Source organism: Methylobacterium sp. J-090, from assembly GCF_022829345.1.
GTDB lineage: Bacteria > Pseudomonadota > Alphaproteobacteria > Rhizobiales > Beijerinckiaceae > Methylobacterium.
In genome coordinates, this window is the sequence record NZ_JAKSXV010000075.1 from 191,747 (window position 1) to 211,508 (window position 19,762).

At 70.5% G+C, this 19,762-nt stretch carries 23 protein-coding genes; 5 read left to right on the forward strand and 18 right to left on the reverse strand.

Annotated features, from left to right (window positions below; genetic code table 11):
- Window positions 1-62 precede the first annotated feature (62 nt).
- A complete protein-coding gene (gene rpoZ, locus MKK49_RS12235) occupies window positions 63-470 on the reverse strand; it encodes a DNA-directed RNA polymerase subunit omega (RefSeq protein ID WP_244028696.1) in 408 nt (135 codons plus the stop codon).
- 130 nt (window positions 471-600) lie between these two features.
- Between rpoZ and MKK49_RS12240 the strand changes: the two genes are divergently transcribed.
- Both MKK49_RS12240 and map read left to right on the forward strand, forming a co-directional pair.
- Window positions 601-1,332 carry a GDSL-type esterase/lipase family protein gene (locus MKK49_RS12240; protein WP_244028698.1) on the forward strand — a complete coding sequence of 244 codons (732 nt, stop codon included), beginning with the start codon at window positions 601-603 and terminating at the stop codon, window positions 1,330-1,332.
- A gap of 58 nt (window positions 1,333-1,390) precedes the next feature.
- Entirely contained in the window at window positions 1,391-2,140 is a 750-nt protein-coding gene (gene map / locus MKK49_RS12245) for a type I methionyl aminopeptidase (protein WP_244028700.1), read from the forward strand.
- Between the two features lie 243 nt (window positions 2,141-2,383).
- Here map and MKK49_RS12255 read toward each other — a convergent pair whose 3' ends face one another.
- The 8 genes from MKK49_RS12255 to MKK49_RS12290 all read right to left on the reverse strand — a co-directional run bounded on the left by MKK49_RS12255 (window position 2,384) and on the right by MKK49_RS12290 (window position 8,157).
- Entirely contained in the window at window positions 2,384-3,154 is a 771-nt protein-coding gene (locus MKK49_RS12255) for a molybdopterin-dependent oxidoreductase (protein WP_244028702.1), read from the reverse strand.
- Complete coding sequence (locus MKK49_RS12260; RefSeq protein WP_244028705.1) at window positions 3,151-3,795, reverse strand: cytochrome b/b6 domain-containing protein; 645 nt, start codon at window positions 3,793-3,795, stop codon at window positions 3,151-3,153. The genes MKK49_RS12255 and MKK49_RS12260 overlap by 4 nt, the downstream gene beginning before the upstream one ends.
- Before the next feature lie 58 nt (window positions 3,796-3,853).
- Complete coding sequence (msrA, locus tag MKK49_RS12265) at window positions 3,854-4,600, reverse strand: peptide-methionine (S)-S-oxide reductase MsrA (protein ID WP_244028707.1); 747 nt, start codon at window positions 4,598-4,600, stop codon at window positions 3,854-3,856.
- A 37-nt stretch (window positions 4,601-4,637) separates the two neighbouring features.
- Window positions 4,638-5,132 (reverse strand): peptide-methionine (R)-S-oxide reductase MsrB, encoded by a 495-nt coding sequence (gene msrB / locus MKK49_RS12270; protein WP_244028709.1) that lies wholly within the window; start codon window positions 5,130-5,132, stop codon window positions 4,638-4,640.
- Window positions 5,133-5,183: 51 nt separating this feature from the next.
- A complete protein-coding gene (locus MKK49_RS12275) occupies window positions 5,184-5,927 on the reverse strand; it encodes an NrsF family protein (RefSeq protein ID WP_244028712.1) in 744 nt (247 codons plus the stop codon).
- A complete protein-coding gene (locus tag MKK49_RS12280; RefSeq protein ID WP_244028714.1) occupies window positions 5,920-6,510 on the reverse strand; it encodes a sigma-70 family RNA polymerase sigma factor in 591 nt (196 codons plus the stop codon). The genes MKK49_RS12275 and MKK49_RS12280 overlap by 8 nt, the downstream gene beginning before the upstream one ends.
- A gap of 103 nt (window positions 6,511-6,613) precedes the next feature.
- Window positions 6,614-6,901: a pentapeptide MXKDX repeat protein gene (locus MKK49_RS12285; RefSeq protein ID WP_244028716.1), complete on the reverse strand. Its 288-nt coding sequence runs from the start codon at window positions 6,899-6,901 to the stop codon at window positions 6,614-6,616.
- Window positions 6,902-7,071: 170 nt separating this feature from the next.
- Window positions 7,072-8,157: a YeiH family protein gene (locus tag MKK49_RS12290; protein WP_244028718.1), complete on the reverse strand. Its 1,086-nt coding sequence runs from the start codon at window positions 8,155-8,157 to the stop codon at window positions 7,072-7,074.
- A gap of 134 nt (window positions 8,158-8,291) precedes the next feature.
- Here MKK49_RS12290 and MKK49_RS12295 point away from each other — a divergent pair, with 134 nt between their 5' ends.
- Complete coding sequence (locus MKK49_RS12295; protein WP_244028720.1) at window positions 8,292-8,534, forward strand: hypothetical protein; 243 nt, start codon at window positions 8,292-8,294, stop codon at window positions 8,532-8,534.
- A gap of 139 nt (window positions 8,535-8,673) precedes the next feature.
- Here MKK49_RS12295 and MKK49_RS12300 read toward each other — a convergent pair whose 3' ends face one another.
- From MKK49_RS12300 to MKK49_RS12335, 8 genes are all read right to left on the reverse strand, one after another.
- Entirely contained in the window at window positions 8,674-9,024 is a 351-nt protein-coding gene (locus MKK49_RS12300; protein WP_244028722.1) for a cytochrome c, read from the reverse strand.
- A gap of 17 nt (window positions 9,025-9,041) precedes the next feature.
- Window positions 9,042-10,247, reverse strand: a complete 1,206-nt coding sequence (locus tag MKK49_RS12305) for a molybdopterin-dependent oxidoreductase (protein WP_244028724.1) — start codon at window positions 10,245-10,247, stop codon at window positions 9,042-9,044.
- Window positions 10,248-10,285: 38 nt separating this feature from the next.
- Window positions 10,286-11,014: a GntR family transcriptional regulator gene (locus MKK49_RS12310; RefSeq protein WP_244028726.1), complete on the reverse strand. Its 729-nt coding sequence runs from the start codon at window positions 11,012-11,014 to the stop codon at window positions 10,286-10,288.
- Window positions 11,015-11,175: 161 nt separating this feature from the next.
- Entirely contained in the window at window positions 11,176-12,165 is a 990-nt protein-coding gene (locus MKK49_RS12315) for an Ldh family oxidoreductase (RefSeq protein ID WP_244028728.1), read from the reverse strand.
- A gap of 3 nt (window positions 12,166-12,168) precedes the next feature.
- Complete coding sequence (locus MKK49_RS12320; protein WP_244028730.1) at window positions 12,169-13,110, reverse strand: hydroxyacid dehydrogenase; 942 nt, start codon at window positions 13,108-13,110, stop codon at window positions 12,169-12,171.
- Between the two features lie 65 nt (window positions 13,111-13,175).
- On the reverse strand, window positions 13,176-14,546 hold the full coding sequence (locus MKK49_RS12325; RefSeq protein WP_244028732.1) for a cation:dicarboxylate symporter family transporter: 1,371 nt from the start codon (window positions 14,544-14,546) through the stop codon (window positions 13,176-13,178).
- 137 nt (window positions 14,547-14,683) lie between these two features.
- Complete coding sequence (locus MKK49_RS12330; protein WP_409565063.1) at window positions 14,684-15,946, reverse strand: UxaA family hydrolase; 1,263 nt, start codon at window positions 15,944-15,946, stop codon at window positions 14,684-14,686.
- 25 nt (window positions 15,947-15,971) lie between these two features.
- Window positions 15,972-16,289, reverse strand: a complete 318-nt coding sequence (locus tag MKK49_RS12335; RefSeq protein WP_244028734.1) for a UxaA family hydrolase — start codon at window positions 16,287-16,289, stop codon at window positions 15,972-15,974.
- 322 nt (window positions 16,290-16,611) lie between these two features.
- Between MKK49_RS12335 and MKK49_RS12340 the strand changes: the two genes are divergently transcribed.
- Window positions 16,612-17,355, forward strand: coding sequence for a sulfite exporter TauE/SafE family protein (locus MKK49_RS12340; RefSeq protein ID WP_244028736.1), 744 nt, complete (start codon window positions 16,612-16,614; stop codon window positions 17,353-17,355).
- Window positions 17,356-17,873: 518 nt separating this feature from the next.
- Here the strand turns inward: MKK49_RS12340 and MKK49_RS12345 are convergent.
- Window positions 17,874-18,893, reverse strand: a complete 1,020-nt coding sequence (locus tag MKK49_RS12345) for an ABC transporter substrate-binding protein (RefSeq protein ID WP_244028738.1) — start codon at window positions 18,891-18,893, stop codon at window positions 17,874-17,876.
- Between the two features lie 93 nt (window positions 18,894-18,986).
- Between MKK49_RS12345 and MKK49_RS12350 the strand changes: the two genes are divergently transcribed.
- On the forward strand, window positions 18,987-19,757 hold the full coding sequence (locus MKK49_RS12350; protein WP_244028740.1) for a GntR family transcriptional regulator: 771 nt from the start codon (window positions 18,987-18,989) through the stop codon (window positions 19,755-19,757).
- Window positions 19,758-19,762 lie beyond the last annotated feature (5 nt).

Genomic DNA, 19,762 nt, shown 5'->3' on the forward strand with positions numbered 1-19,762 from the left:
GGCCCATGAAAAAACCCGGCCGCGGGGCCGGGTTGCTGGAAGCGCGCCGTGGAGGAGGCCGATTACTCGGCCTCTTCGTCCGTCTCGGTCGGGGGCGCGAGGTTCTCGAGGCCGCGCAGGAGATCTTCCTCGCTCATGCGGTCGAACTGCACGCCCTCGTCGGTGGCCGATTGCGGGGCGACGGCGGCGGCGGCGGGCGAGCTCGACAGCAGCGGCACGGTCTCGGCCTCGGGCTCGTCGACCTCGACGTATTTCTGCATCGAGTGGATGAGCTGTTCCTTGAGGTCGTCGGCCGTGATGGTCGCGTCGCCGATCTCGCGCAGGGCGCAGACGGGGTTCTTGTCGCGGTCGCGGTCGATGGTCAGGGGCGCACCGGCGGCGAGCAGGCGGGCGCGGTGGCTGGCGAGCAGCACGAGCTCGAACCGGTTCTCGACCTTGTCGATGCAGTCTTCAACGGTGACGCGAGCCATGCGGACGGCTCCTTCCTCGAACAGGGTGTGGGGAATTGAACCGGCGTCTTACACCCCTTGACGCGCGGCAACAAGACGTGCCTCCGGGAGAGGGATGGGGCGCCGGTGGGGGCCGCGGAGGACAGTGCGGATGACGCGAGGATCGTACCTCCGGGCCGTGGCGGCGCTGAGTGTTCTGCTCGTCGGCCCCGCGCGGGCCGAGGAGGCGCCCTGCGATGCCGCCGACATCGCCGTCACGACGATCCCGGTGCCGCCCCAGAGCGCGACGGCCTACCGGCGCGCCGAGCTTGTCGGGCGCGCCGCCGCGCAGGCGCCGGGCGCCGAGGTCGTGCTCCTGGGCGACAGTCTCACGGAACTGTGGCCCGAGGCCCTGGCCCGGGAGACCTTCGGCGACGGGCTCCTGAACCTCGGCGTCGGCAGCGACCGCACGCAGAACGTGCTCTGGCGCCTGCAGGACGCGCGCTACGCGCGGCTCTCGCCCCGGACCGTGTTTCTCATGATCGGGACGAACAACCTCGGCTACGGCGACAAGGCCTGCGCCATCCGGGACGGCATCCGGCGGATCGTGGACCGGATCGATACGCTCTGGCACAAGCCCGCCCTCGTCGTCGTCGGCACCCCGCCGCGGGGCAGGAAGTCGGCGTTCCGCGATGGCGAGCGCACGGCCCTGAACCGCGCGGTGGCGGAGTTCCTGGCGGAGCGGGGCGGCGCCGTGCTGGTCGAGGGCGCCGAGGCCGCCCTGCGCTGCGCGGACGACCAGTGTCCGACCTTCCTGCCCGACATGGTCCACCTCACCCCGGAGGGATACGCGGCCCTCGGCGCCGCCATCCGCGCGCGGCGGGACCCGGCGCCCGCGCCGTGAGAGCCTGCCATGGGACCGCCCGGTCCCGACCTCGCCCCATCCTCCCTTCGGATCGCGCATGACCATTTCCAACGACGGCGAGCTCGTCCTGCTCGAAGAGATCGGGCGCATCGTCGCCAACGCCCTCGCGGCCATGGGGGCGGCGCTCGAGCCCGGCATGACGACGGGGGAACTGGACCGGATCGGCCGGGGAATCCTGGAGGCCGCCGGGGCCCGGCCCGGACCGGAGCTGTGCTACGGTTTCCCGGGCGCGACCTGCATCAGCGTCAACGAGGAGATCGCCCACGGCATCCCGGGCGCGCGCCGGATCGGGGCGGGCGACCTCGTGAACATCGATGTCTCGGCGGAGAGGAACGGCGTCTTCGCCGATACGGGCGCCTCCTTCGCCGTGCCGCCCGTCGCGAAACCGATCGAACGCCTGTGCCGGGACGGGCGCAGGGCCCTGTGGACCGGCATCCGGCAGGTCGGGGCCGACCGGCCGCTCGGCGGCATCGGGCTGGCGATCGGCGCGTTCGCGCGGAAGAATCGCTACACGCTCGTCCGCAACCTCGCCAGCCACGGCGTGGGCCATTCCCTCCACGAGGAACCGAAGGAGATCGCCACCTGGCCCGATCGCTCCGAGCGGCGGACGATCGGGGAAGGCCTCGTCTTCACCATCGAACCGTTCCTCTCGCTGGGATGCACGTTCGCCGAAGGCGGCGACGACGGCTGGACCCTGTTCGGCGACCCCAAGGCCCCGACGGTCCAGTACGAGCACACCGTCGTGGCGACGCGCCAGGGCGCCCTGGTGGTGACGCTGCCCGGCTGACCGGGCGACGGGCCGATGCGTTCCGGCGGCAGGGGCGTCGCGCGGAGGCCGTATACCGGCGCTCCGTTGGCACCGGCACCGACGGCGTCGTTCTCACCCGGCACGCGGATCGGCCGGAAAGGCCGACGGACTCGCACCCATCCCGATCGTAGGGCGGACCCGCAAGTCTCGATCCGGCAAGTCCCGATCCGGCAAGTCTCGATGCAATCAGCCCCGGTTCACGTCGATTCGCCGGTCACGTCCTCACAATCCGGAAAACCAGTTGTAGCCCTGATCTTCCCAGTATCCTCCGGGATAATCGTTCGTGACGGTGATCGCCATGATGTGCTTGGGGTTCTTGAACCCGAGCTTCGTCGGGATGCGCAGCTTGACCGGGAAGCCGTATTTCGGCGGCAGGGGTGCGCCGGCGTAGTCCAGGGCCAGGATCGTCTGGGGGTGAAGCGCGCTCGGCATGTCGATGCTCGTCCAGTAATCGTCGCCGCAGGCGAAGCGGACGTAGCGCGCGGTCGTGTCGGCCCCGATCCGTTCGAGGAAGGTGCGGAACGGGACCCCCGACCATTGGCCGATGGCGCTCCAGCCCTCCACGCAGACGTGGCGGGTGATCTGCGCTTCCTGCGGCAGGGTCCTCAGGCGATCGAGGGTCCAGGGCGCCTTGTCGGAGACGAGACCGGCGAGTTCGAGCCTCCAGGTGGCGCCGTCGATCACCCGGATCTTGCTCGCCGGATAATAGGCGTTGAAGGGGAAGTCCGGGGTGATGTCCGCGACATCGAAGGTCGGGGCCATACGCGTGCCCCCGAAGAGGGCGCCCTGGACGCGATCGTTCAGCCGCGAGATCCCGCCGAGGACGCTCTCCACCTGCGGGTTGTCGGAGATGTCGCAGCCGCCGAGGGCGAGGCTCCCGGCCGCGACGAGGCCGCCGCGCAGGAACAGGCGGCGATCGGCCCGGATCGGCTGCGTCTCGGGAACCACGAGACCGGGCCGTGGACGGCGCAGAAGGCGATCGAGGGTCGTCATGGCTTCACCACGCGGTTGCGGCGCAAATGGATCTCGCGGCCGACGATCATCGTCGGCAGCGTCCTTGGGACCAGGAGCACGAGGGCGAGGTGCACCACGACGAAGCCGGCGATGCCCGCCATGGCGAGGAAATGGACGATCCGCGCCGTGTCGTAGCCGCCCATCAGGGCCGTCAGCGGGGCGAACTGGACCGGCTTCCAGATCGCGAGACCGGAGAGCACGATGACGATCCCGATGAGCAGGACCGCCACGTAGAGCAGGCGCTGCACGGCGTTGTAGACGCCCGGGTCGTGGGGGAGCCGGAACCGCAGGGCCGCGACGAAGTCGCGCGCGATCTCGCGCGGCCGCAGGGGCGTGAGGCGCCGGCGCAGATGGCCCGAGATCAGCCCGTAGGCGAGGTAGACGAGGCCGTTGGCGACGAGGAGCCACATCCCCGCGAAGTGCCATTGCAGGGCACCCCCGAGCCAGCCGCCGAGGGTGATGCCCTTCGGGAAGGCCCAGTCGCCGAAGATCGGCGAGGCGTTGTAGATGCGCCATCCGCTGGTGATCATGATCAGCATGGCCAGGGCGTTCACCCAATGGGTGATCCGCACGACGAGGGGGTGGATCGGGCGCTCGGCCCGCGACGGAGGGGCGTGCATCGGAGCCTTCCTGGGGTTGCTGACGTGACGAACGGCCCGCCCGAGGACCCTGTCGGCCTCAGGCGGGATCGCGCCCGACGAGGACGGGCGCCGGGGCGGTGAATTCGGGGAAGAAGCGTTTGAGGTCCCGCACCTTCGCGGCATCGTTGGCGACGATGTACGGGTGGGCCGGATGCCGGGCCATGAAGTCCTGGTGGTAGGCTTCGGCTGGGTAGAACGCCGCGCCCGGCTCGATCCGGGTGGCGACCGGGGCGCCGTAGACCTTGGCGGCGTCGAGTTGCGCGATGTAGGCGCGGGCCACGCTGCCCTGCTCGGCATTCGCGGGGAAGAGCGCCGAGCGGTATTGCGGGCCGTGATCCGGCCCCTGCCGATCGACCTGCGTCGGATCGAGGGCGACGGAGAAGAAGACCCGCAGCAAGGTGTCGTAGGAGACCACGCGCGGGTCGTAGGTCACCCGAACCGCCTCGGCGTGCCGCGTGCGCCCGCTCGACACGGCCTCGTAGGTCGCGCGCGTTCCGTCCCCGCCGGCATAGCCCGAAACGGCCTCGCTGACCCCGCGGATGTTCTGGAACACGCCCTGCACGCCCCAGAAGCAGCCCCCGGCGAACACGGCGCTCTGAAGCCGGGCGGGTTCGTGCGACGGCGTCGCGGCGGCCGGCAAGCGCCGGCTCGCTTCCTCGGCACCGGCCCGTTCGATCGTCATGGCGAGGCCGAAGCCGAGCAGGGTCAGGACTCCGCCGACGAGGGCCGCGTTGCGGCGCGTGCGATGTGGGGGAACGGTCGCGGGTTTGTTGACTTGGGACATGGGGATGGTCCTTTGCGGGACGGGGAGGCGTGATCGGTCAGGCAGGCTCGAAGCGCAGCGCGACGCCGTTCATGCAGTAGCGAAGCCCCGTGGGGGCGGGTCCGTCGGCGAAGACGTGGCCGAGATGGCCGCCGCAGCGTCGGCAATGCACCTCCGTCCGGCTCATCCCCAGGCTGGAATCCGTCGTCGTGCCCACGGCTTCCGCGAGGGGGGCGGTGAAGCTCGGCCAGCCGGTTCCGCACTCGAACTTCGCGCTGGAGGCGAAGAGTGGCTGGTCGCACCCGGCGCAGACGAAACGACCGGCGCGCTTCTCGGCGTCGAGCGGGCTCGAGCCGGCGCGCTCGGTGCCGTGCCGGCGCAGGACCGCGTAGGCGGCGGACCCGAGCTGGGCCCGCCAGGCGGCCTCGCTCTTCACGACGGCGAAGGTTCCGGCCGCGGCACGGTCGCCGGCCAGGGACCCTCCGGCGGCGCGCAGGAACGTCAGGATGCCGAGTGCCGAGACGCCGGCCGTGAGGATCTGTCTGCGGTCCATGGTGCCGGGTTCCTTGCTCTGGTCTGTCATTCGCCTTGCAGAGCGGACCGGTTACAGGCCGGCCTCGCCGGGCCGGGACCGCGGCCCGGCGGTTCCGTCGAGGAGGCGGCCGCCGAAGAGGCCGTTGAGGCCGACGACGAGGAGGACGGCGACGAGGTGAACCAGCAGGTCCGTCGCGGTGGCGTCGTGCGGATGGAACGGCACCAGCAGGGCCGCGGCCGCCGCGGCCGCCGCGAGCCCCCCGAGGGCCGCCGTGAGATTGGGGCGCAGCGGACAGGCCCGGCGCAGCATCAGCACCAGCAGGACGGAGAGCGGCAGGGAGACCCCCATCAGGAAGACGAAGCAGCCCCGCATCTCCTCCGGCTCGGCGAGGTTGGCGGCCGGCGCGAGCCAACCGCGCAGGCAGCCGAGGCCACTGGCGCCGAGCCAGAGGACGAGGGGCGGAAGCGGCAGCAGCGACCAGGCCGGGCTTCGCCCCGGCACGCTGCTCTGGAAGGCGGCGAGGGCGGCGGCGAGGGCCGTGAGGATCGCGCCGAGGGCCGCCCAGTGCAGATCCGGCACACCGAGACGCGCCCGCAATCCCGAGACGTCGGACATCGGCACGAGGAGGAGGCCCACCGTGAGCACCGCGCCGGACCAGACGAGGGTCCTGCGCCCCGGGCCCGCGAGCCGGCGGACCGGGGTAAGCGACCGGGCCAGATCCTCGACGAGGTCGTGGGTGGAACGGTCCCGGCTCGTCGGGTTCGTACGAAACGGGTTCGGGCGCGATGGGTCTTGGGCGGCCGGATCAGACATCCGTGTCTTCCTTGCGGGATGAGAGCGATACGCGGAGGGCCTTGAGACCACGATGGAAGTTGACCTTGAGCGCCCCCTTGGTCCGCCCGGTGAGGGTGGACGCTTCCTCGAGGGAGAGCTCGCGCAGGGCGATGTGCTCGATCGCCTCCCGCTGTCCGTCGGGAAGATGCGCGACGGCCGCGGCGAGGACCGTCGCGCGCGCGCGACGCTCCGCGTCATCACCCGGCAAGGGGCCCGGATCGGCACGCGCCTCATAGGCGAGCGGATCGTGGACTTCCTGCGGACGGCGCCCCTTGCGGCGCAACGCATCGATGGCCCGCCGCTGCGCGATGGCGCGCAACCAGGGCAGGAACGGCCGGGCCGGATCGTAGGTCGCCCGCGCCCGGTGGACGGTGAGCAGGGTGTCCTGCACCACGTCGTCGAGCGCCGCGCCCTGAACCCCCCTGGCCCGTGCCATCGCGGAGATGACCGGCACGCAATCGCGCAGGAGGTCCCGGTAAGCGGCGGCGTCGCCGGCCTGGGCCGCCTGCATCGCGGCGGACAGGGATACCTCGCCGGACAATGCCGTCGCTCGAACAGCCATGGGCGCAGGGATTCCGGAGGCTGCGGCGGGCCCCGGGGAGGGGCCCGGCATGAGGAACGGGCGGCCCGGAAGGCCGACCCGCGCCGTCCGCATGAGGCCGAACTTACTTCTTCATCGAATCCTTGGCCATGCCGTCCTTGGACATGCCGTCCTTCGCCATCGAATCCTTGCCCATGCCATCCTTGCCCATGCCATCCTTGGCCATGCCGTCCTTGGACATCGAGTCCTTGGCCATGGAATCCTTCTTCATCCCGTCCTTGGACATGGAGTCTTTCGCCATCGAGTCCTTGGACATGCCGTCCTTGGCCATGGAATCGACCGCGAAGGCCGGGGCTCCGGAGACGGCAGTGGCGAGGACGACGGCGGCGGCGACGCGGAGGAGAGTGCTCATGGGCGGTGATCCTTCTCGAACGTACCGAACGGTTCGGCGGTACTGCAACGTCTTTCGGAGGAGCGCCGATGACGGTTACAGGTCGAGGCGAAGATTCTGCCCGGAGCGCTCCGCCCGGATGTCGCCGCCGATAGGTCTCGTGGGGTAAGACCTCGCGGGGGAAGAAGAAGTCAGGAAATCTTCAGGGCCCAGATCAGGGACAGGCTGACGAGGAGCAGGACGACGAGCGAGCCCGTCACCGCCAGCGTCACGCGGCCGCCGACGCGGGCCAGCACCCGCACGTCGACCCCGAGACCCAGCGCCGCCATCGACACCACGGTGAGCAGGCCCGCCAGCCGGGTGATCGGCTGCGAGGCCGCCTCGGGGACGAGGCCGAGGGAGCGCAAGGTCGCGAGGACCAGGAAGCCGAGGATGAACCAGGGCACGATCTTGAAGAAGCCGAGGCGCCCGGGCTTGCCCATCGGGGAGGCCCCCTGTGCCGGCAGGTAGGGCGCGATGAACGAGAACGCGACCACGACGGGCCCGAGCATCAGGACGCGGACCAGCTTGACCAGGGTACCGACCTGGGTCGCCAGGATGCCGACCGGGACCGTGGCGGCGAGCACCTGCGGCACCGCATAGACCGTGAGCCCCGCGAGCGTGCCGTACTGATGCTCCGACAGGCCGACGAGGGGGATGAACAGGGGCAGGCCCAGGACCATCAGCACGCCGAGGACGGCCGTGAAGGCGATGGCCGCGACCACGTCCTTGCTGTCGGCCCCGATCACCGGCGCCACCGCGGCGATGGCCGAGTTGCCGCAGATGGCATTGCCGCAGGCCACCAGGATCGCCATGCGGGCGGGGAGGCCGAGAACCCGGCAGATGCCGTAGCTCGCGACGATCGCCAGGACCACCGTGGCGACGATGCCCACGAGAAGGTTGGTGCCGGAGGCGAGGATGGCGCCCAGGCTGACGGAGGCGCCGAGCAGGGTGACGGCGAGTTCCAGAACCTGCTTGGCCGAGAACGCGATGCCGGCCCGGAAGCGCTCGCCCGGGCTCCACAGGGTCCGGAGCGCGATCCCGAGCAGGATCGCGATGACGAGGGCCTCGACGTAGGGATGACCCGTCGCGCGCTCCTCGAGGGCCTGCACGGCCAGGGCGGCCAGGGTGACGGCGAGACAGACGAGGATGCCCGGCAGGAGCGAGGCGATCCGGCCGGACGCGATCCTCGGCTTCGCCGTCCCGGCGGGTTCCGTCGTGAGGCCTTTGGCGCTCATGGTGCCTTCCTTTGAGGCAAGAGGAAGGAAATTCTGCGTGCGCCGAAACCGGGGGAACAACGCTCTCCACCGGCGGACATCTTCGCAAAACGCATCCATTGATCGGACGGGGCCGAAGCGCGACATCTAAGGACATGAGCAAGCGTAACGACCAGCTGGCGATGGCCTTCGATCCGTTCGGCGAACCCGTCGAGATCGCTTGCCCGGGCGCGTCCGCGGCGGGAGACCAGCGCGCGCGCAGCGTTGCCGTGATCGGCTTCTGGCTGGTCGCCGCGACCCTGACGGCGAGCCGGATCTACTTCGCCGACGAGCCCGTGGCGCAGATGGTCGCGCATGCTCATGCGCAGGTCGCCGCCTTCATCACCGCCATCCTTTAACTCCGCCGACTGCCATCGGGACGGGTACGCGCCTCGATCCCGACGTGCGAGCCTCGATTCCCACGTGCAAGACTCGATCCCGGCGTGAAAGCCGTGCCCGCTTGCGACGAACCGGCATCCACGTCGTCGAACGAGGAGGCTAGTACGCCGCCGCGAGGTAATCCGCGATGGCCTTGGCGTCGGCCTCGCTGATCGGCGCGTGATAGACCTTCGTCATCTTCGTCACCTCGCTGGTCCAGAAGGCCCCGCCCTTACCCGGCGGCTGCATGGCGATGTAATCGACGGAATGGCAGGTCAGGCAATTGGCCTGCGCCGCCTCGAATCCCGCTTCCCGGCCGGCCGCCGGCCGCAGCTGCGCCGTCGGCTCGGGAAGTTCGTAGGTCCGCGGCGCGGCGGTCGCGGGGAGGCTCGCCAACACCCCGAGGCTCGTTAAGAACCCCAGGCTCGCCAAGAACCCAAGACTCGCCGGCAGGACTTTCTGAGAACGCATCGTCATCTCGGCTACCCTCACGCTGCCCGCACGCGGACGGTCTCGATCACGTTGCGCATGTAGCCTGGTGGGTTCCAGCGCGCGGCCATCGGCTGGACGCCGCCGTCGTTGCCCGTCGCCCGGACCCGGAGGGCGTGCGAACCGGCCGGGAGGTCGACCGACAGGGTCCAGGGCCGGAAGGAATAGCGCCCGAGATCGGGCCCGAGCGCCGCCTCGGTCCAGGTGCGGCCGTCGTCGGGGGAGACGGAGACCGCCGCGATGCCGGAGCCGCCGTCGAAGGCGATGCCGCGCAGATCCGTCCGGCCGGCCCGGATCGTGGCCCCGTCGGCGAGGTTCGTGACGAACGACCGGATGGTCAGGCGATTGATCGGCACCGTGGTCTTGGGGGTCTGGCCGGGCTCGACGCAGGCGCAGGCATTGTCGGGAATGCGATAGGCCGATTTCATCCAGAAGCCCTCGTAGGGCTTGTCCAGCACCGTGATCGCGTCGAGGTGCTTGACCCAGTAGGTGCCATAGAAGCCCGGGACCACGAGGCGTAAGGGATAGCCGTTGAGCCAGGGCAGATCTTCCCCGTTCATGGCCCAGGCCAGCATCACCTCGCCGTCGCGGGCGTGATCGAGGGCGAGCGCCTTGGCGAAGTCCGGGGTCTCCGGGAGAACCGGGCCGTCGAGGCCCTCGAAGACGACCTGCACCGCGCCGGCCTTCACGCCGGCCCGGTCGAGCACGGCTTTCAGCGGCACGCCCGTCCAGCGGGCGTTGCCCATGGCGCCGTTGGCGAGCTGGCCGCCGGCGACGCGGGGCTCGACGAAGCCGCGCGAATTGCCCGAGCACTGGTTGACCGCGACGATCTCGGCGTTGGGCATCGCCTTGAGCTCGGCGAGGGACAGCGAGACCGGCCCGTCGACATGTCCCGCGACCGTCAGGCGGAACGTGTCGGGATCGATGGAGGTCGGGATGTCGGCGAGGTGGTAGCGCACGAAGAAGGCGTCGTTCGGGGTGATCGCGCCCGCGTCGAAGACCGCGAACGGCGTCTCCAGCTGGGGCGGCCGCGCGGTCATCCGCAGCAGCGGGCGCTTGCCCGGATAGGCCACGAGGGGGCGCTCGCCGTTGCCGAAGGGCAGGGTGACGGCCTCGCCGGCCCGGGCCGCGAGGGGTGCGAGGGCCGCGCCGAGCAGCCCGGCCCCGGCCTGCCTCAGGAGCGTTCTGCGATCGGTCTCGATCATCCCGGAATCTCCATGTCCCGCTGGCGGCCTCCGCGCGATCATCGCAGGACGGAGGCGTAATGGATGTCCTCGGTGAGGCAGGTCGACAGGCGCCACTCCACCGGGCGGTCCTCGAGATCGACGGCGACGCGGTCGACTTCGAGGACCGGCGTTCCCGCCGGCTTGTCCAGCAGGGCCGCCTTGTCGGGGCTGAGCGCGATCGCCTTCAGGCGCTCGTGCGCGGTCGCGATCGTGATGCCGAACCGAGTCGCGTAGAGGCTGTAGAGCGTGTTCGGAAGCGCCATCCCGGCCAGGCCGGGAAACAGGCTCGACGGGACCGCGATGGTCTCGAACAGGCAGGCGCGTCCGTCGAGGGAGCGCACCCGCTCCAGCCGCACCACGCGCGCGTTGCGCAGGAGGGCGAGCCGGTCGCGCTCGTCGAGGGTGGCGGCGGCCTCCGCGATGGCGACGACGCGGCTCGACGGCGTGCCGGCGACCGCCCCGTCGGGCCGCAGCTTGAAGAAGCGGAAGACGCTCTGCTTGTCGTCGTGCTCGGCCACGAAGGTGCCGCGCCCCTGGCGGCGCACCAGCAGGCTGTCGGCGGTGAGCGCGTCGAGGGCTTTCCGCACCGTCCCCTGGCTGACCCCGAGTTCGGCGGCGAGCACGCTCTCGCTCGGCAGGATCTGGCCCGGCTGCCAGACCGCATCGGCGAGGCGGCGCAGGAGCGTGTCGTAGACCTGCCGATAAAGCGGCCGGAAACCGACCGCATTGCCACCTGTGCGTTCCATGTCGGTGCGCCGCTGCTCCCCGGGCGTGGGAAGAGGAAAGGAGAGGTTTCCCAGCACGGTGTCCCGTTCCTCGATAAGGCCGAGCCCGGCTCCGGGCAATCGGTCGATCCGGAGGGCCGGAGGCCTGGGACGAAATCCGCTCGGGATGGCGGCCTTCATGGTCAGAGCGCCCTGATCTCGGCCACGAGGGCGTCCGGAACGGTGAGCCCCTCGGCCTCGGCCCGGGTCCGGAGGGCGAGGCGGCGCGCGCCGGGCAGGCGCGCCCCGTCCTGCGCCTCGATGGAGCCCGCGAGATCGGCGAACCGGGAGAGGGCCCCGGCCCCGAACGCATCCGCCGCGATGGCGAGGACGAGTTGGCCGGTGCCCGGCGGATCGCCCTCGGCATCGAGGAACGAGCTCGCCTCGGCGGCGAAGCGCCCGCCCGTCAGGCCGGCGGCGAGAAGCTCCACCATCAGGGCGAGCGCGGTGCCCTTGGCGTCGCCCAGCGGCACCATGGTGCCCTTCAGGGCCGCGCCCGGATCGGTCGTCGGCCGGCCCTCGGCATCGAGGGCCCAGCCCTCGGGAATGGCCTCGCCGCGCTGCCGGGCGGCCATGATCGAGCCCCGCGCCACCTTCGAGAGGGACAGGTCGATGACGATGGGCGCGCGCCCGGGCAGGGGACAGGCGAAGGCGAGGGGGTTGGTCCCGAACACCGCCCGCGACCCGCCCCAGGGCGCCATGGCGGCCGGGGTGTTGGCGAACAGGATCGCCACGAGTCCGGCCTCGGCCAGGGCCTCCACGGGCCGCCCCGCGGCGCCGCAATGGTGGGAGCGGCGGATGCCGGCCGCCGCGATGCCCTGATCCCGGACCATCGGCGGAAGCTGCTCGATCACCGCGTCGAGGGCCGGATAGGCGAAGCCGTGGGCGGCATCCACCGCGAGGAGGCCGGGCCGGGGCCGCGTCACCGCGACCGCGGCGTCGCCCACCACCTTCCCGGCCCGGACCTGCGCCGCGTAGGACGCCACCCGCGAGAGGCCGTGGCCCTTCAGTCCGTCGGCCTCGGCGCCGACGAGGGCCCGGGCGACGCTCCGCGACGCGGGCGCCAGCGTCCCGCAGCGGACCAGGGCATCGGCCACGAGGGTGTGGGCTTCGGCGAGGGTCAGGGTCGTCATGGCTTAGCCCTCCGAGAGGTGACGGCGCACGGCCCGGGCCGTGACGGCCGAGACGCGCACGTTCGATTCCCGGGTCACCCCGGCGATGTGCGGGGTCAGGATGAGGTTGGGTAGGTCCCGGAACGCGGCGCCCGCCGCCGCGTCCAGGGGTTCCTGCGGGAAGACGTCGAGGGCGGCCCCACCGAGATGTCCGCCGCGCAAAGCCGCCGCCAACGCGGCGACCTCGACCACTTCGCCCCGCGCGGCGTTGATCAGCACGGCCCCGGCCGGCATCCGGGCGAGGGCCCGCGCGTCGATCATCCCCCGGGTCTCGGGCGTCAGCGGCACGTGCAGGGACAGGACGTCGCTGCCGGCGAGGAGGGCGTCGAGGTCGAGGCGCGCGATCGTGCCGTAGGCCGGCCGCCACGCCGGATCCTCGGCCGGCAGGAGGGGATCGTGGGCCGCGACCTGCATGCCGAGGGCGACGGCGCGGCGCGCGGTCTCGCGGGCGATGGCGCCGAAGCCGACGAGGCCGAGGCGCTTGCCCGAGATCTCCCGGCCCATCAGCGCGTTGCGCGGCCAGGTTCCCGCCGCCACCGCGTCGGTCGCGCCGTAGGCCCCGCGCAGGAGCAGCATCGCCGTGCCGATGACGTACTCGGCGACCGCGACGTCGTTGGCACCGGTGGCGGGATAGACGGCGATGCCGCGGGCGCGGCAGGCCGCAAGATCGATGTTGTCGAGCCCGACCCCGAGGCGTCCGACCACCTTGAGGTCGGGCGCGGCGGCCAGGAGCGCCGCGTTCACCTGCGTGCGGTTGCGGACCACCAGGGCGTCCGCGCCGGCCAGCGCCGCCATCAGGTCGGCGGGCCGGTCCACGAGGCCCGGATCGTAGAGGGTCGCGAACCCGTCGAGTTCGGCCGCGATGGCGGCCTCGTCCATGAATTCGCTGATGACGATCTTCGGCATGCGACCTGTCGGGGTGTCTGATGTCGGCAAGGGACAAAAACTCCGGTTGCGGGGGATGCGGCCCCTCAGGTGGCCGGGACCACGGCGGGCATCGGGCGGTGACGGGCCGGGTTGGCGGGGGCGACCGGCGCGGGCGCCTCGTCCATCGCCTCGTCCGGCTCGTCGAGGCTGTCGAGGTCCGGCTGGATGCGCCCGTCGAGGACGGCGCGGGCATGGGCGAGGTCGATCTTGCCCTCCCAGCGGGCGATCACCAGGGTCGCCACCATGTTGCCGATGGCGTTGGTGATGCAGCGCAGCTCGTTGAGGATGCGGTCGACGCCGATGATGAGCGCGATGCCGGCGACGGGCAGGACCTGCGACGCCTGCAGCGTCGCGGCGAGCACGAACAGGATGGCGCCGGCGACGCCCGCCACCCCCTTCGAGGTCACGAGAGCGATGGCGAGGAGGCCGAGCTGCTGCTCCCAGCTGAGCGGGATGTTGAGCGCCTGGGCGATGAAGCCGATGGCCATGGTGAGGTAGATGCACGACCCGTCCATGTTGAAGGACAGGCCCGCCGGCATCACCAGGCCGGTGACGCCCTTCTCGACGGAGAGGCCGCCGAGCTTGGCCATCAGGCGGGGCAGGACCGATTCGGTGCTGGTCGTGCCGAGCAGGATGAACATCTCCTCGCGGACGTAGAGGAACAGCTTCCACAGGCTCAAGCCCACGTAGAACCGCATCACGCCGCCGAGGAACAGCACGATGAACACGAAGAAGGTCAGGTAGAGCGAGACGATCAGCAGCCCGTACTGGGCGAGGATGCCGAGACCGAACTTGCCGATGGTGAAGGCCATGGCGCCGAACGCCCCCACGGGGGCGAAATGCATGATGATGCCCACGACCTTCATCAGGATATCGCCGAAGGCGTGGATCACCTTGAGGGGGAATTGCCCCTTCGGGCCCATGGCGGCGAGCCCCATCCCGACGAGGACGGAGAAGAACATCACCTGGAGCAGGTCGCCCTTGGCGAAGGCATCGACCGCGCTGTGCGGGATGATGTTGGCGACGATCTCCATCACGCTCTGGGCGTGGGCCTTGCCGGCGATCGCGGCGACGCTCTTGGCGTCCAGGCTCTCGACCGTGGCGTTGATGCCGTCGCCGGGCCGCAGGAGATTGACGAAGAGAAGGCCGGCGGCGAGCGCCACCGTCGTGGACACCTCGAAGTACACGAGGGTCTTGAGGCCCATGCGGCCGACGCTCTTCATGTCGCCGACATGGGCGATGCCGACCACCACCGTGCAGAAGATCACCGGGCCGACGACCATCTTGATCAGGTTGATGAACATGTCGCCGAGGATCTTCAGGTCGACGGCGAACTTCGGAAACAGCACGCCCACGACGATGCCGAGCGCGATGCCGACCAGGACCTGACCGTAGATCGATCGAAAAAACCTCATGGCGTTCCTTCCCAGGCGATCTTCGAACGGAATCCGCCGCCTCGTTCACGGGCGGTCTCTCTCCGTTCGCGAACCCCGATGGCGTCGGGGTGGGAACGCCGCGTTCCGGGTCGGAACGCGGCGCGCGAGTCCGCCCGTCAGGCGCTGCGGTAGAGCTTCGTCATCACGAACTCGCGGTGGCCGAGGGATTCGGCGGCCGTGAGACGCCCGTTCGCCGTCCGCACCACCATGTCGATGAGCGCGTCGCCCGCCTGCGGGATGGTCATCTCGCGGGTGAGCACGCCCGAGACGTCGACGTCGATGTGCTCGCCCATGGTGCGCACGGTGCGCGGGTTGCCGGTGATCTTGATCACCGGGACGATGGGGTTGCCGATGACGTTGCCCTGGCCCGTCGGGAAGGTGTGGACGACGTAGCCCGCCGCCGCCATCAGGGTGATGCATTCGGCGGCCGCCGACGAGGTGTCCATGTAGTACAGGCCGGGCCCCTTGGCGGGCGATTCCGCCGGCTGGAGCGCGTCGATGAAGCGGCTGTCGTGGCCGATCTTCTCGAGGTTGCCGAGCGCCTTCTCCTCGATGGTGCTCAAGCCCCCGAGGATGTTGCCCTTGGTCGGCTGGGAATCCGAGAGATCGTCGGTCTTGTGGGCCTCGATGACGTCGTCCTGATAGGACTTCCACATGGCGAACCACTTGTCGCCGATCTCGGGCGTCGCCGCGCGCTCGCGGCAGAGGTGCTCGGCGCCGGTGATCTCCGAGGTCTCGCCGAACACGCCGTAGATCCCCTGCGGGATCAGCTTGTCGTAGAGATTGCCCACGGTGGGGCAGGAGGACAGTCCGGTGGTGGTGTCGGACTCGCCGCACTTCGTCGAGATCCAGAGGTCCGCGATCGGGCATTCCTCGCGGGGCAGTTCGGTCGCCCATTGCACGAAGCGCTTGGCCTGGTAGCTGGCCTTGGCGATGGTGGCGATGTCGCCGTGGCCCTCGATGCCGAAGCCGATCACGGGCTTGCCGGTCTTGGCGATGCCCTCGACGATCCGGTTGGTCCACTGGTCCTCGATGCCGATGACCACGACGGCCGCGACGTTCGGGTTCGAGCCGATGCCGATCAGGGTGCGGAAGTGGAGGTCGAGATCCTCGCCGAACTGCAGGCGGCCATAGGCGTGCGGCAGGGCCATGGTGCCCTTGATGGAATTGGCCACGGCCTCGCAGGCGGCGTTCGACAGGTCGTCGAGGGGCAGAAGCACGACGTGGTTGCGCACGCCGACGCGGCCGTTCTCGCGGCGCCAGCCCATGAAGGTGGCGGCCTTGGTGTCCACGGAGGCGCGGCTGGAGCCGAGGGCCGTGGTGGCGAACTGGTCGGGGGCTCCGCCGACGAAGGGGGAGGTGGTCTCGGGGGCGTTCATGATGTTCTCTCCGGGCATCGCGACCTCACCAGCGCTTCGTCTTGAGGTTCTGCACGTGGACATGCTCGCCCTTGGCGACGTCCTTGATGATCTTCCCGATATCCTGGCCGTACTTGATGGCCGTATCGCCAGCCTTCAGGTCGGTGAGCGCCACCTTGTGGCCGATCGGGATGTCGTGGCGGACGTTCACCGCGAAGGTCGAATCGTCCTCCGTGATGACGCCGAGGGCGTCGGTGTTGGCGCTGAGACCTTCGATGACGGCGACGGCGACGTTGTCCAGCGGGCTGTGCGCGAGAAGGTGCGGCTTCGTCCGTCCCTCAACCGATCCGGCGTGGCTACTCATTCCGGGGTCCTCCTTGGTGAAGCCGTCGGCTCTTTGCGGCGACTGAGTCTTGTATAAGACATCATAGTTCGGCGCGTCAATCGAGGAAGCGCCGCGTCGTTCCGCCCGAGTTGCATGAGCCGCCGAACGGGATGCAGAAAGCTACAGAATCGCGGCCGGGCGAACGCCCGCAGTCCGAGCATCGGTCCGGCACCACGGGCGCACTTGATCGGTCATAAATCTTATATAAGACCAATATCGATCGTGGCGTCGTCTCGCTCGCGATCGACACCGCCGCACCGCTCCCGCGTGCCGCCGGCGGCCGAGGAGCCAGAGGTGCTGCGTGAGCGAGACCCTCCAGATCGTCCTGTGCCTGAGCTGCGCGGGTCTCATTTCCGGCCTGACGGGCTTCGCCTTCGCGCTGGTGGCCTCCGGCACCCTGCTGTCGATCCGGGCGCCCATCGAGGCGACGGCGCTGGTGCTCACCTGCAGCATCCTCTCCCAGGTCCTGTCGGTCCTGCGCCTGCGGACCCTGCCGCCGCGCGCGACGGCACTCGCCATGATCGGTCCCGGCCTCCTCGGCGCGCCGATCGGAATCTACCTCCTGAAGGACCTCAATCCCGAGCTGGTGAAGGTGCTGATCGGGATCTTCCTCATCCTGTACAGCGCCGTCGTGGCGATGCTGCGCAGCGACTACCGGGTGTCGTTCGGCAACGCCTGGAGCGACGGGGCCGTCGGCTTCCTCGGCGGCATCCTCGGCGGCATCGCCGGCCTGTCGGGCGCGCTCCCCACCGCCTGGAGCCTCGTGCGCGGCTGGGAACCGCGCATGCAGCGCGCCGTCTACCAGAGCTTCACCCTGGTCCTACAGATCTGGTCCCTGGCGATCCTGGCCGTGTTCAATCCGTTCCCGCCCGAACTGATGGGCGACCTCGCCCTCGGGCTCCCCATCGTCCTCGTGAGCGTGCTGGCCGGGCTGTCGCTGTTCGCGCATATCGACCAGCGCCGGTTCCGATCGATCGTGCTCGCCCTGCTCGCCGCCATCGGCGTCACGACGACCGCCCTGGCACTCCCCGGCCTGCTGCACTGACGCGCCCCGGCTGCCCGGCTCGGCGTGGACGGTGGCGCGATGGACCGCCGCGGCGACCGCCAGGATCACGGCTGTGCCACGCCGGGCGACGGAGCGGAGCGGACGCAGGCCGATGCGGCAGCTCACTTGGCGACGAACGGCGCCAGGCCGACGACCGGATCCTCAGACACCGGCAGGGTGCGTACGAATTCGAGGGTCACGTCGCCGCCCGCCCGCGACAAGCGTCGTCCTGCGGGTTCAGCGCGGGCGACCGTTCACCATCATCGGCGGCAGGAGCCGCACATGCCGGACCCGGACGGCCGGCGTCGGGGCCCGCTCGCGCGGATCTCGGTGAGCTCACCCCGGAGGGGTCTGGCCGAGGATGGTCCGGGCGAGGATGGTCTTGGCCGGGCGCCGCGCCGCGGCGAAGGTCCGAAAACCGTCGTCCCGCCGGACGCGCACCGTCGGCCTCGCCTCGGTCGCGGGCTCGACCGCATGGCCGTCCACAATCCCGCGTGCGAGATCGGAGCGTTCAGGCCTCAGCGCTCCGCCTTCGTGACGGCGCCGGGGAAGAACAGCTCGCCCTGGTCGGTGGCCTTGGCACTGACGAGGCCGGCGCGGTTCATGTAGTCGAGATAGGCGAGCATGTTCAGGGGCGCGCTGGTCCAGCCGGTCTGCGGCGCGCGGATGATGTCCACCGCCTCGGACTCGGTCAGCTTGGCGTTCTCCGCCTTGATCCACAGGGCGGCGACCCGGTTGGGCTCCGCCTTGATCAGGGCCAAGCTCTCCTCCAGGGCGCCCCGGAAGGCGGCGACGATCTTCGGGTTGGCGGAGACGAAGCGGCTGCTCGCCCAGACGAGGTTGAAGGTGTGCGGGCCGCCCAGCACGTCGTAGCTGTCGAGCACCTTGCGGGTGCGGGGATCCTTCAGCTCCACCTCCTGGAACGGCGGCGAGCCGAAATGCGCGGTGATCTCGGAGCGGCCGCCGAGCATCGCCGTCTGGGCGTCGGGATGGCCCATGGAGACCGTGAGCGGATCGAGCTTGCCCTGCTGGCCGGGTCCGAAGGCCTTCTCGGCGGCCATCTGGAGGGTGATCGCCTGGATCGAGCTCTTGGCCGTCGGCAGGGCGATCTTGTCCTTCTCGGTGAAGTCCTTGATCGATTTCACCGCCGGATTCACCGTGACGAGCCAGAGCGGCATCGCGTTCAGGGCCGCCACGCCCTTGACCATCATGTTGCCCCGGGTGCGGCCCCAGATCGTCAGCATCGGCCCGACGCCGCCGGCGGCGAAGTCGAGGTTTCCCGACAGCAGGGCCTCGTTCATGCCGGAGCCGCCGGTGAAGCGCAGCCATTCGGTCTTCAACTCGAGCCCCTGCTGGCGGGCGTGCTTCTCGAGGAGCCGCTCCTCCTCCATCACGGTGAGCGGCAGGTAGGAGATGCCGAACTGCTTGGCGAGGCGCACGACGGAGGCCTCGGCCCAGGCCGCCCCCGATCCGGCCAGCAGGCTCGCCGTGACGAGGGCTGCGGCTCCGCAGAGCCGATTGAGACGGCCGAGTGCCATGTGTTCCTCCGCGTCTGCCCGAATTCTCTGGTCCGGTGCCGAGGGCCACGATAGCCTCGGGGCGATCGCTGTCAACGGTCATATGTCATATATATGAGCTGTCTCTTGCCGAGCGCCATCCGAACCGTCTTCGTCTCTGCAAATCATGGCGAGCCCCTGGCGAGCCGCCCGCTCTACCTGCAGGCGCGCGACCTGATGCTGCGCCGGATCGTGGACGGAACCTGGACGCCCGGCAGCTACCTGCCGAGCGAGCCCCAGCTCGCCACGGATCTCGGCGTCTCCATCGGGACGATCCGCAAGGCGATGGAGGATCTCGTCGGGCAGGGACTGCTGGAGCGCCAGCACGGGCGCGGCACGCAGGTGGTGCCGCATTCGAGCGATCGCTCCCGCTTCCGCTTCCTGCGCTTCGTCCACGGCGACGGACGGCCGTTCCGTCCCGTGGCCCGGGTCCTCGCGGCCGGACTGGCCCGGGCCGATGCCGAGGACCGCGCCCGCCTCGGTCTGGCGGCGGGCGCCAGGGTGCTGGTCCTGCTGCGCACCCGCAGCGAGGACGGCGTCCCGATGGTCTACGAGCGCATCGCGCTGCCGGCGGATTTGTTCGCGCAACTCCACGCGGAGCCGGGCGCCGAGATGCTGGAGGAGATCTACGTGCTGTATCAGGCGCGCTGCGGCCAGACCGTAGCGCGGGCACGGGACGAGATCGCCACCGACGGCGCGAGCGCCGCCGTCGCGGCCGCCCTCGGCTGCGCGCCGGGGGCGGCCCTGCTCCTCGTGCGCCGGGTGGCGGTGTCCCTGGCGGGCGCGCCGATCGAGTACCGCCAGAGCTGGACGGCGGCGCTGCACTACCGCTCCGACCTCGACTGACCGCG

Bases quoted from the DNA above. Each gene is read 5' to 3' on its own strand.
- rpoZ (WP_244028696.1), bottom strand. From the start codon at position 470: ATGGCTCGCGTCACCGTTGAAGACTGCATCGACAAGGTCGAGAACCGG.
- MKK49_RS12240 (WP_244028698.1), top strand. From the start codon at position 601: ATGACGCGAGGATCGTACCTCCGGGCCGTGGCGGCGCTGAGTGTTCTG.
- map (WP_244028700.1), top strand. From the start codon at position 1,391: ATGACCATTTCCAACGACGGCGAGCTCGTCCTGCTCGAAGAGATCGGG.
- MKK49_RS12255 (WP_244028702.1), bottom strand. From the start codon at position 3,154: ATGACGACCCTCGATCGCCTTCTGCGCCGTCCACGGCCCGGTCTCGTG.
- MKK49_RS12260 (WP_244028705.1), bottom strand. From the start codon at position 3,795: ATGCACGCCCCTCCGTCGCGGGCCGAGCGCCCGATCCACCCCCTCGTC.
- msrA (WP_244028707.1), bottom strand. From the start codon at position 4,600: ATGTCCCAAGTCAACAAACCCGCGACCGTTCCCCCACATCGCACGCGC.
- msrB (WP_244028709.1), bottom strand. From the start codon at position 5,132: ATGGACCGCAGACAGATCCTCACGGCCGGCGTCTCGGCACTCGGCATC.
- MKK49_RS12275 (WP_244028712.1), bottom strand. From the start codon at position 5,927: ATGTCTGATCCGGCCGCCCAAGACCCATCGCGCCCGAACCCGTTTCGT.
- MKK49_RS12280 (WP_244028714.1), bottom strand. From the start codon at position 6,510: ATGGCTGTTCGAGCGACGGCATTGTCCGGCGAGGTATCCCTGTCCGCC.
- MKK49_RS12285 (WP_244028716.1), bottom strand. From the start codon at position 6,901: ATGAGCACTCTCCTCCGCGTCGCCGCCGCCGTCGTCCTCGCCACTGCC.
- MKK49_RS12290 (WP_244028718.1), bottom strand. From the start codon at position 8,157: ATGAGCGCCAAAGGCCTCACGACGGAACCCGCCGGGACGGCGAAGCCG.
- MKK49_RS12295 (WP_244028720.1), top strand. From the start codon at position 8,292: ATGAGCAAGCGTAACGACCAGCTGGCGATGGCCTTCGATCCGTTCGGC.
- MKK49_RS12300 (WP_244028722.1), bottom strand. From the start codon at position 9,024: ATGCGTTCTCAGAAAGTCCTGCCGGCGAGTCTTGGGTTCTTGGCGAGC.
- MKK49_RS12305 (WP_244028724.1), bottom strand. From the start codon at position 10,247: ATGATCGAGACCGATCGCAGAACGCTCCTGAGGCAGGCCGGGGCCGGG.
- MKK49_RS12310 (WP_244028726.1), bottom strand. From the start codon at position 11,014: ATGGAACGCACAGGTGGCAATGCGGTCGGTTTCCGGCCGCTTTATCGG.
- MKK49_RS12315 (WP_244028728.1), bottom strand. From the start codon at position 12,165: ATGACGACCCTGACCCTCGCCGAAGCCCACACCCTCGTGGCCGATGCC.
- MKK49_RS12320 (WP_244028730.1), bottom strand. From the start codon at position 13,110: ATGCCGAAGATCGTCATCAGCGAATTCATGGACGAGGCCGCCATCGCG.
- MKK49_RS12325 (WP_244028732.1), bottom strand. From the start codon at position 14,546: ATGAGGTTTTTTCGATCGATCTACGGTCAGGTCCTGGTCGGCATCGCG.
- MKK49_RS12330 (WP_409565063.1), bottom strand. From the start codon at position 15,946: ATGAACGCCCCCGAGACCACCTCCCCCTTCGTCGGCGGAGCCCCCGAC.
- MKK49_RS12335 (WP_244028734.1), bottom strand. From the start codon at position 16,289: ATGAGTAGCCACGCCGGATCGGTTGAGGGACGGACGAAGCCGCACCTT.
- MKK49_RS12345 (WP_244028738.1), bottom strand. From the start codon at position 18,893: ATGGCACTCGGCCGTCTCAATCGGCTCTGCGGAGCCGCAGCCCTCGTC.
- MKK49_RS12350 (WP_244028740.1), top strand. From the start codon at position 18,987: ATGAGCTGTCTCTTGCCGAGCGCCATCCGAACCGTCTTCGTCTCTGCA.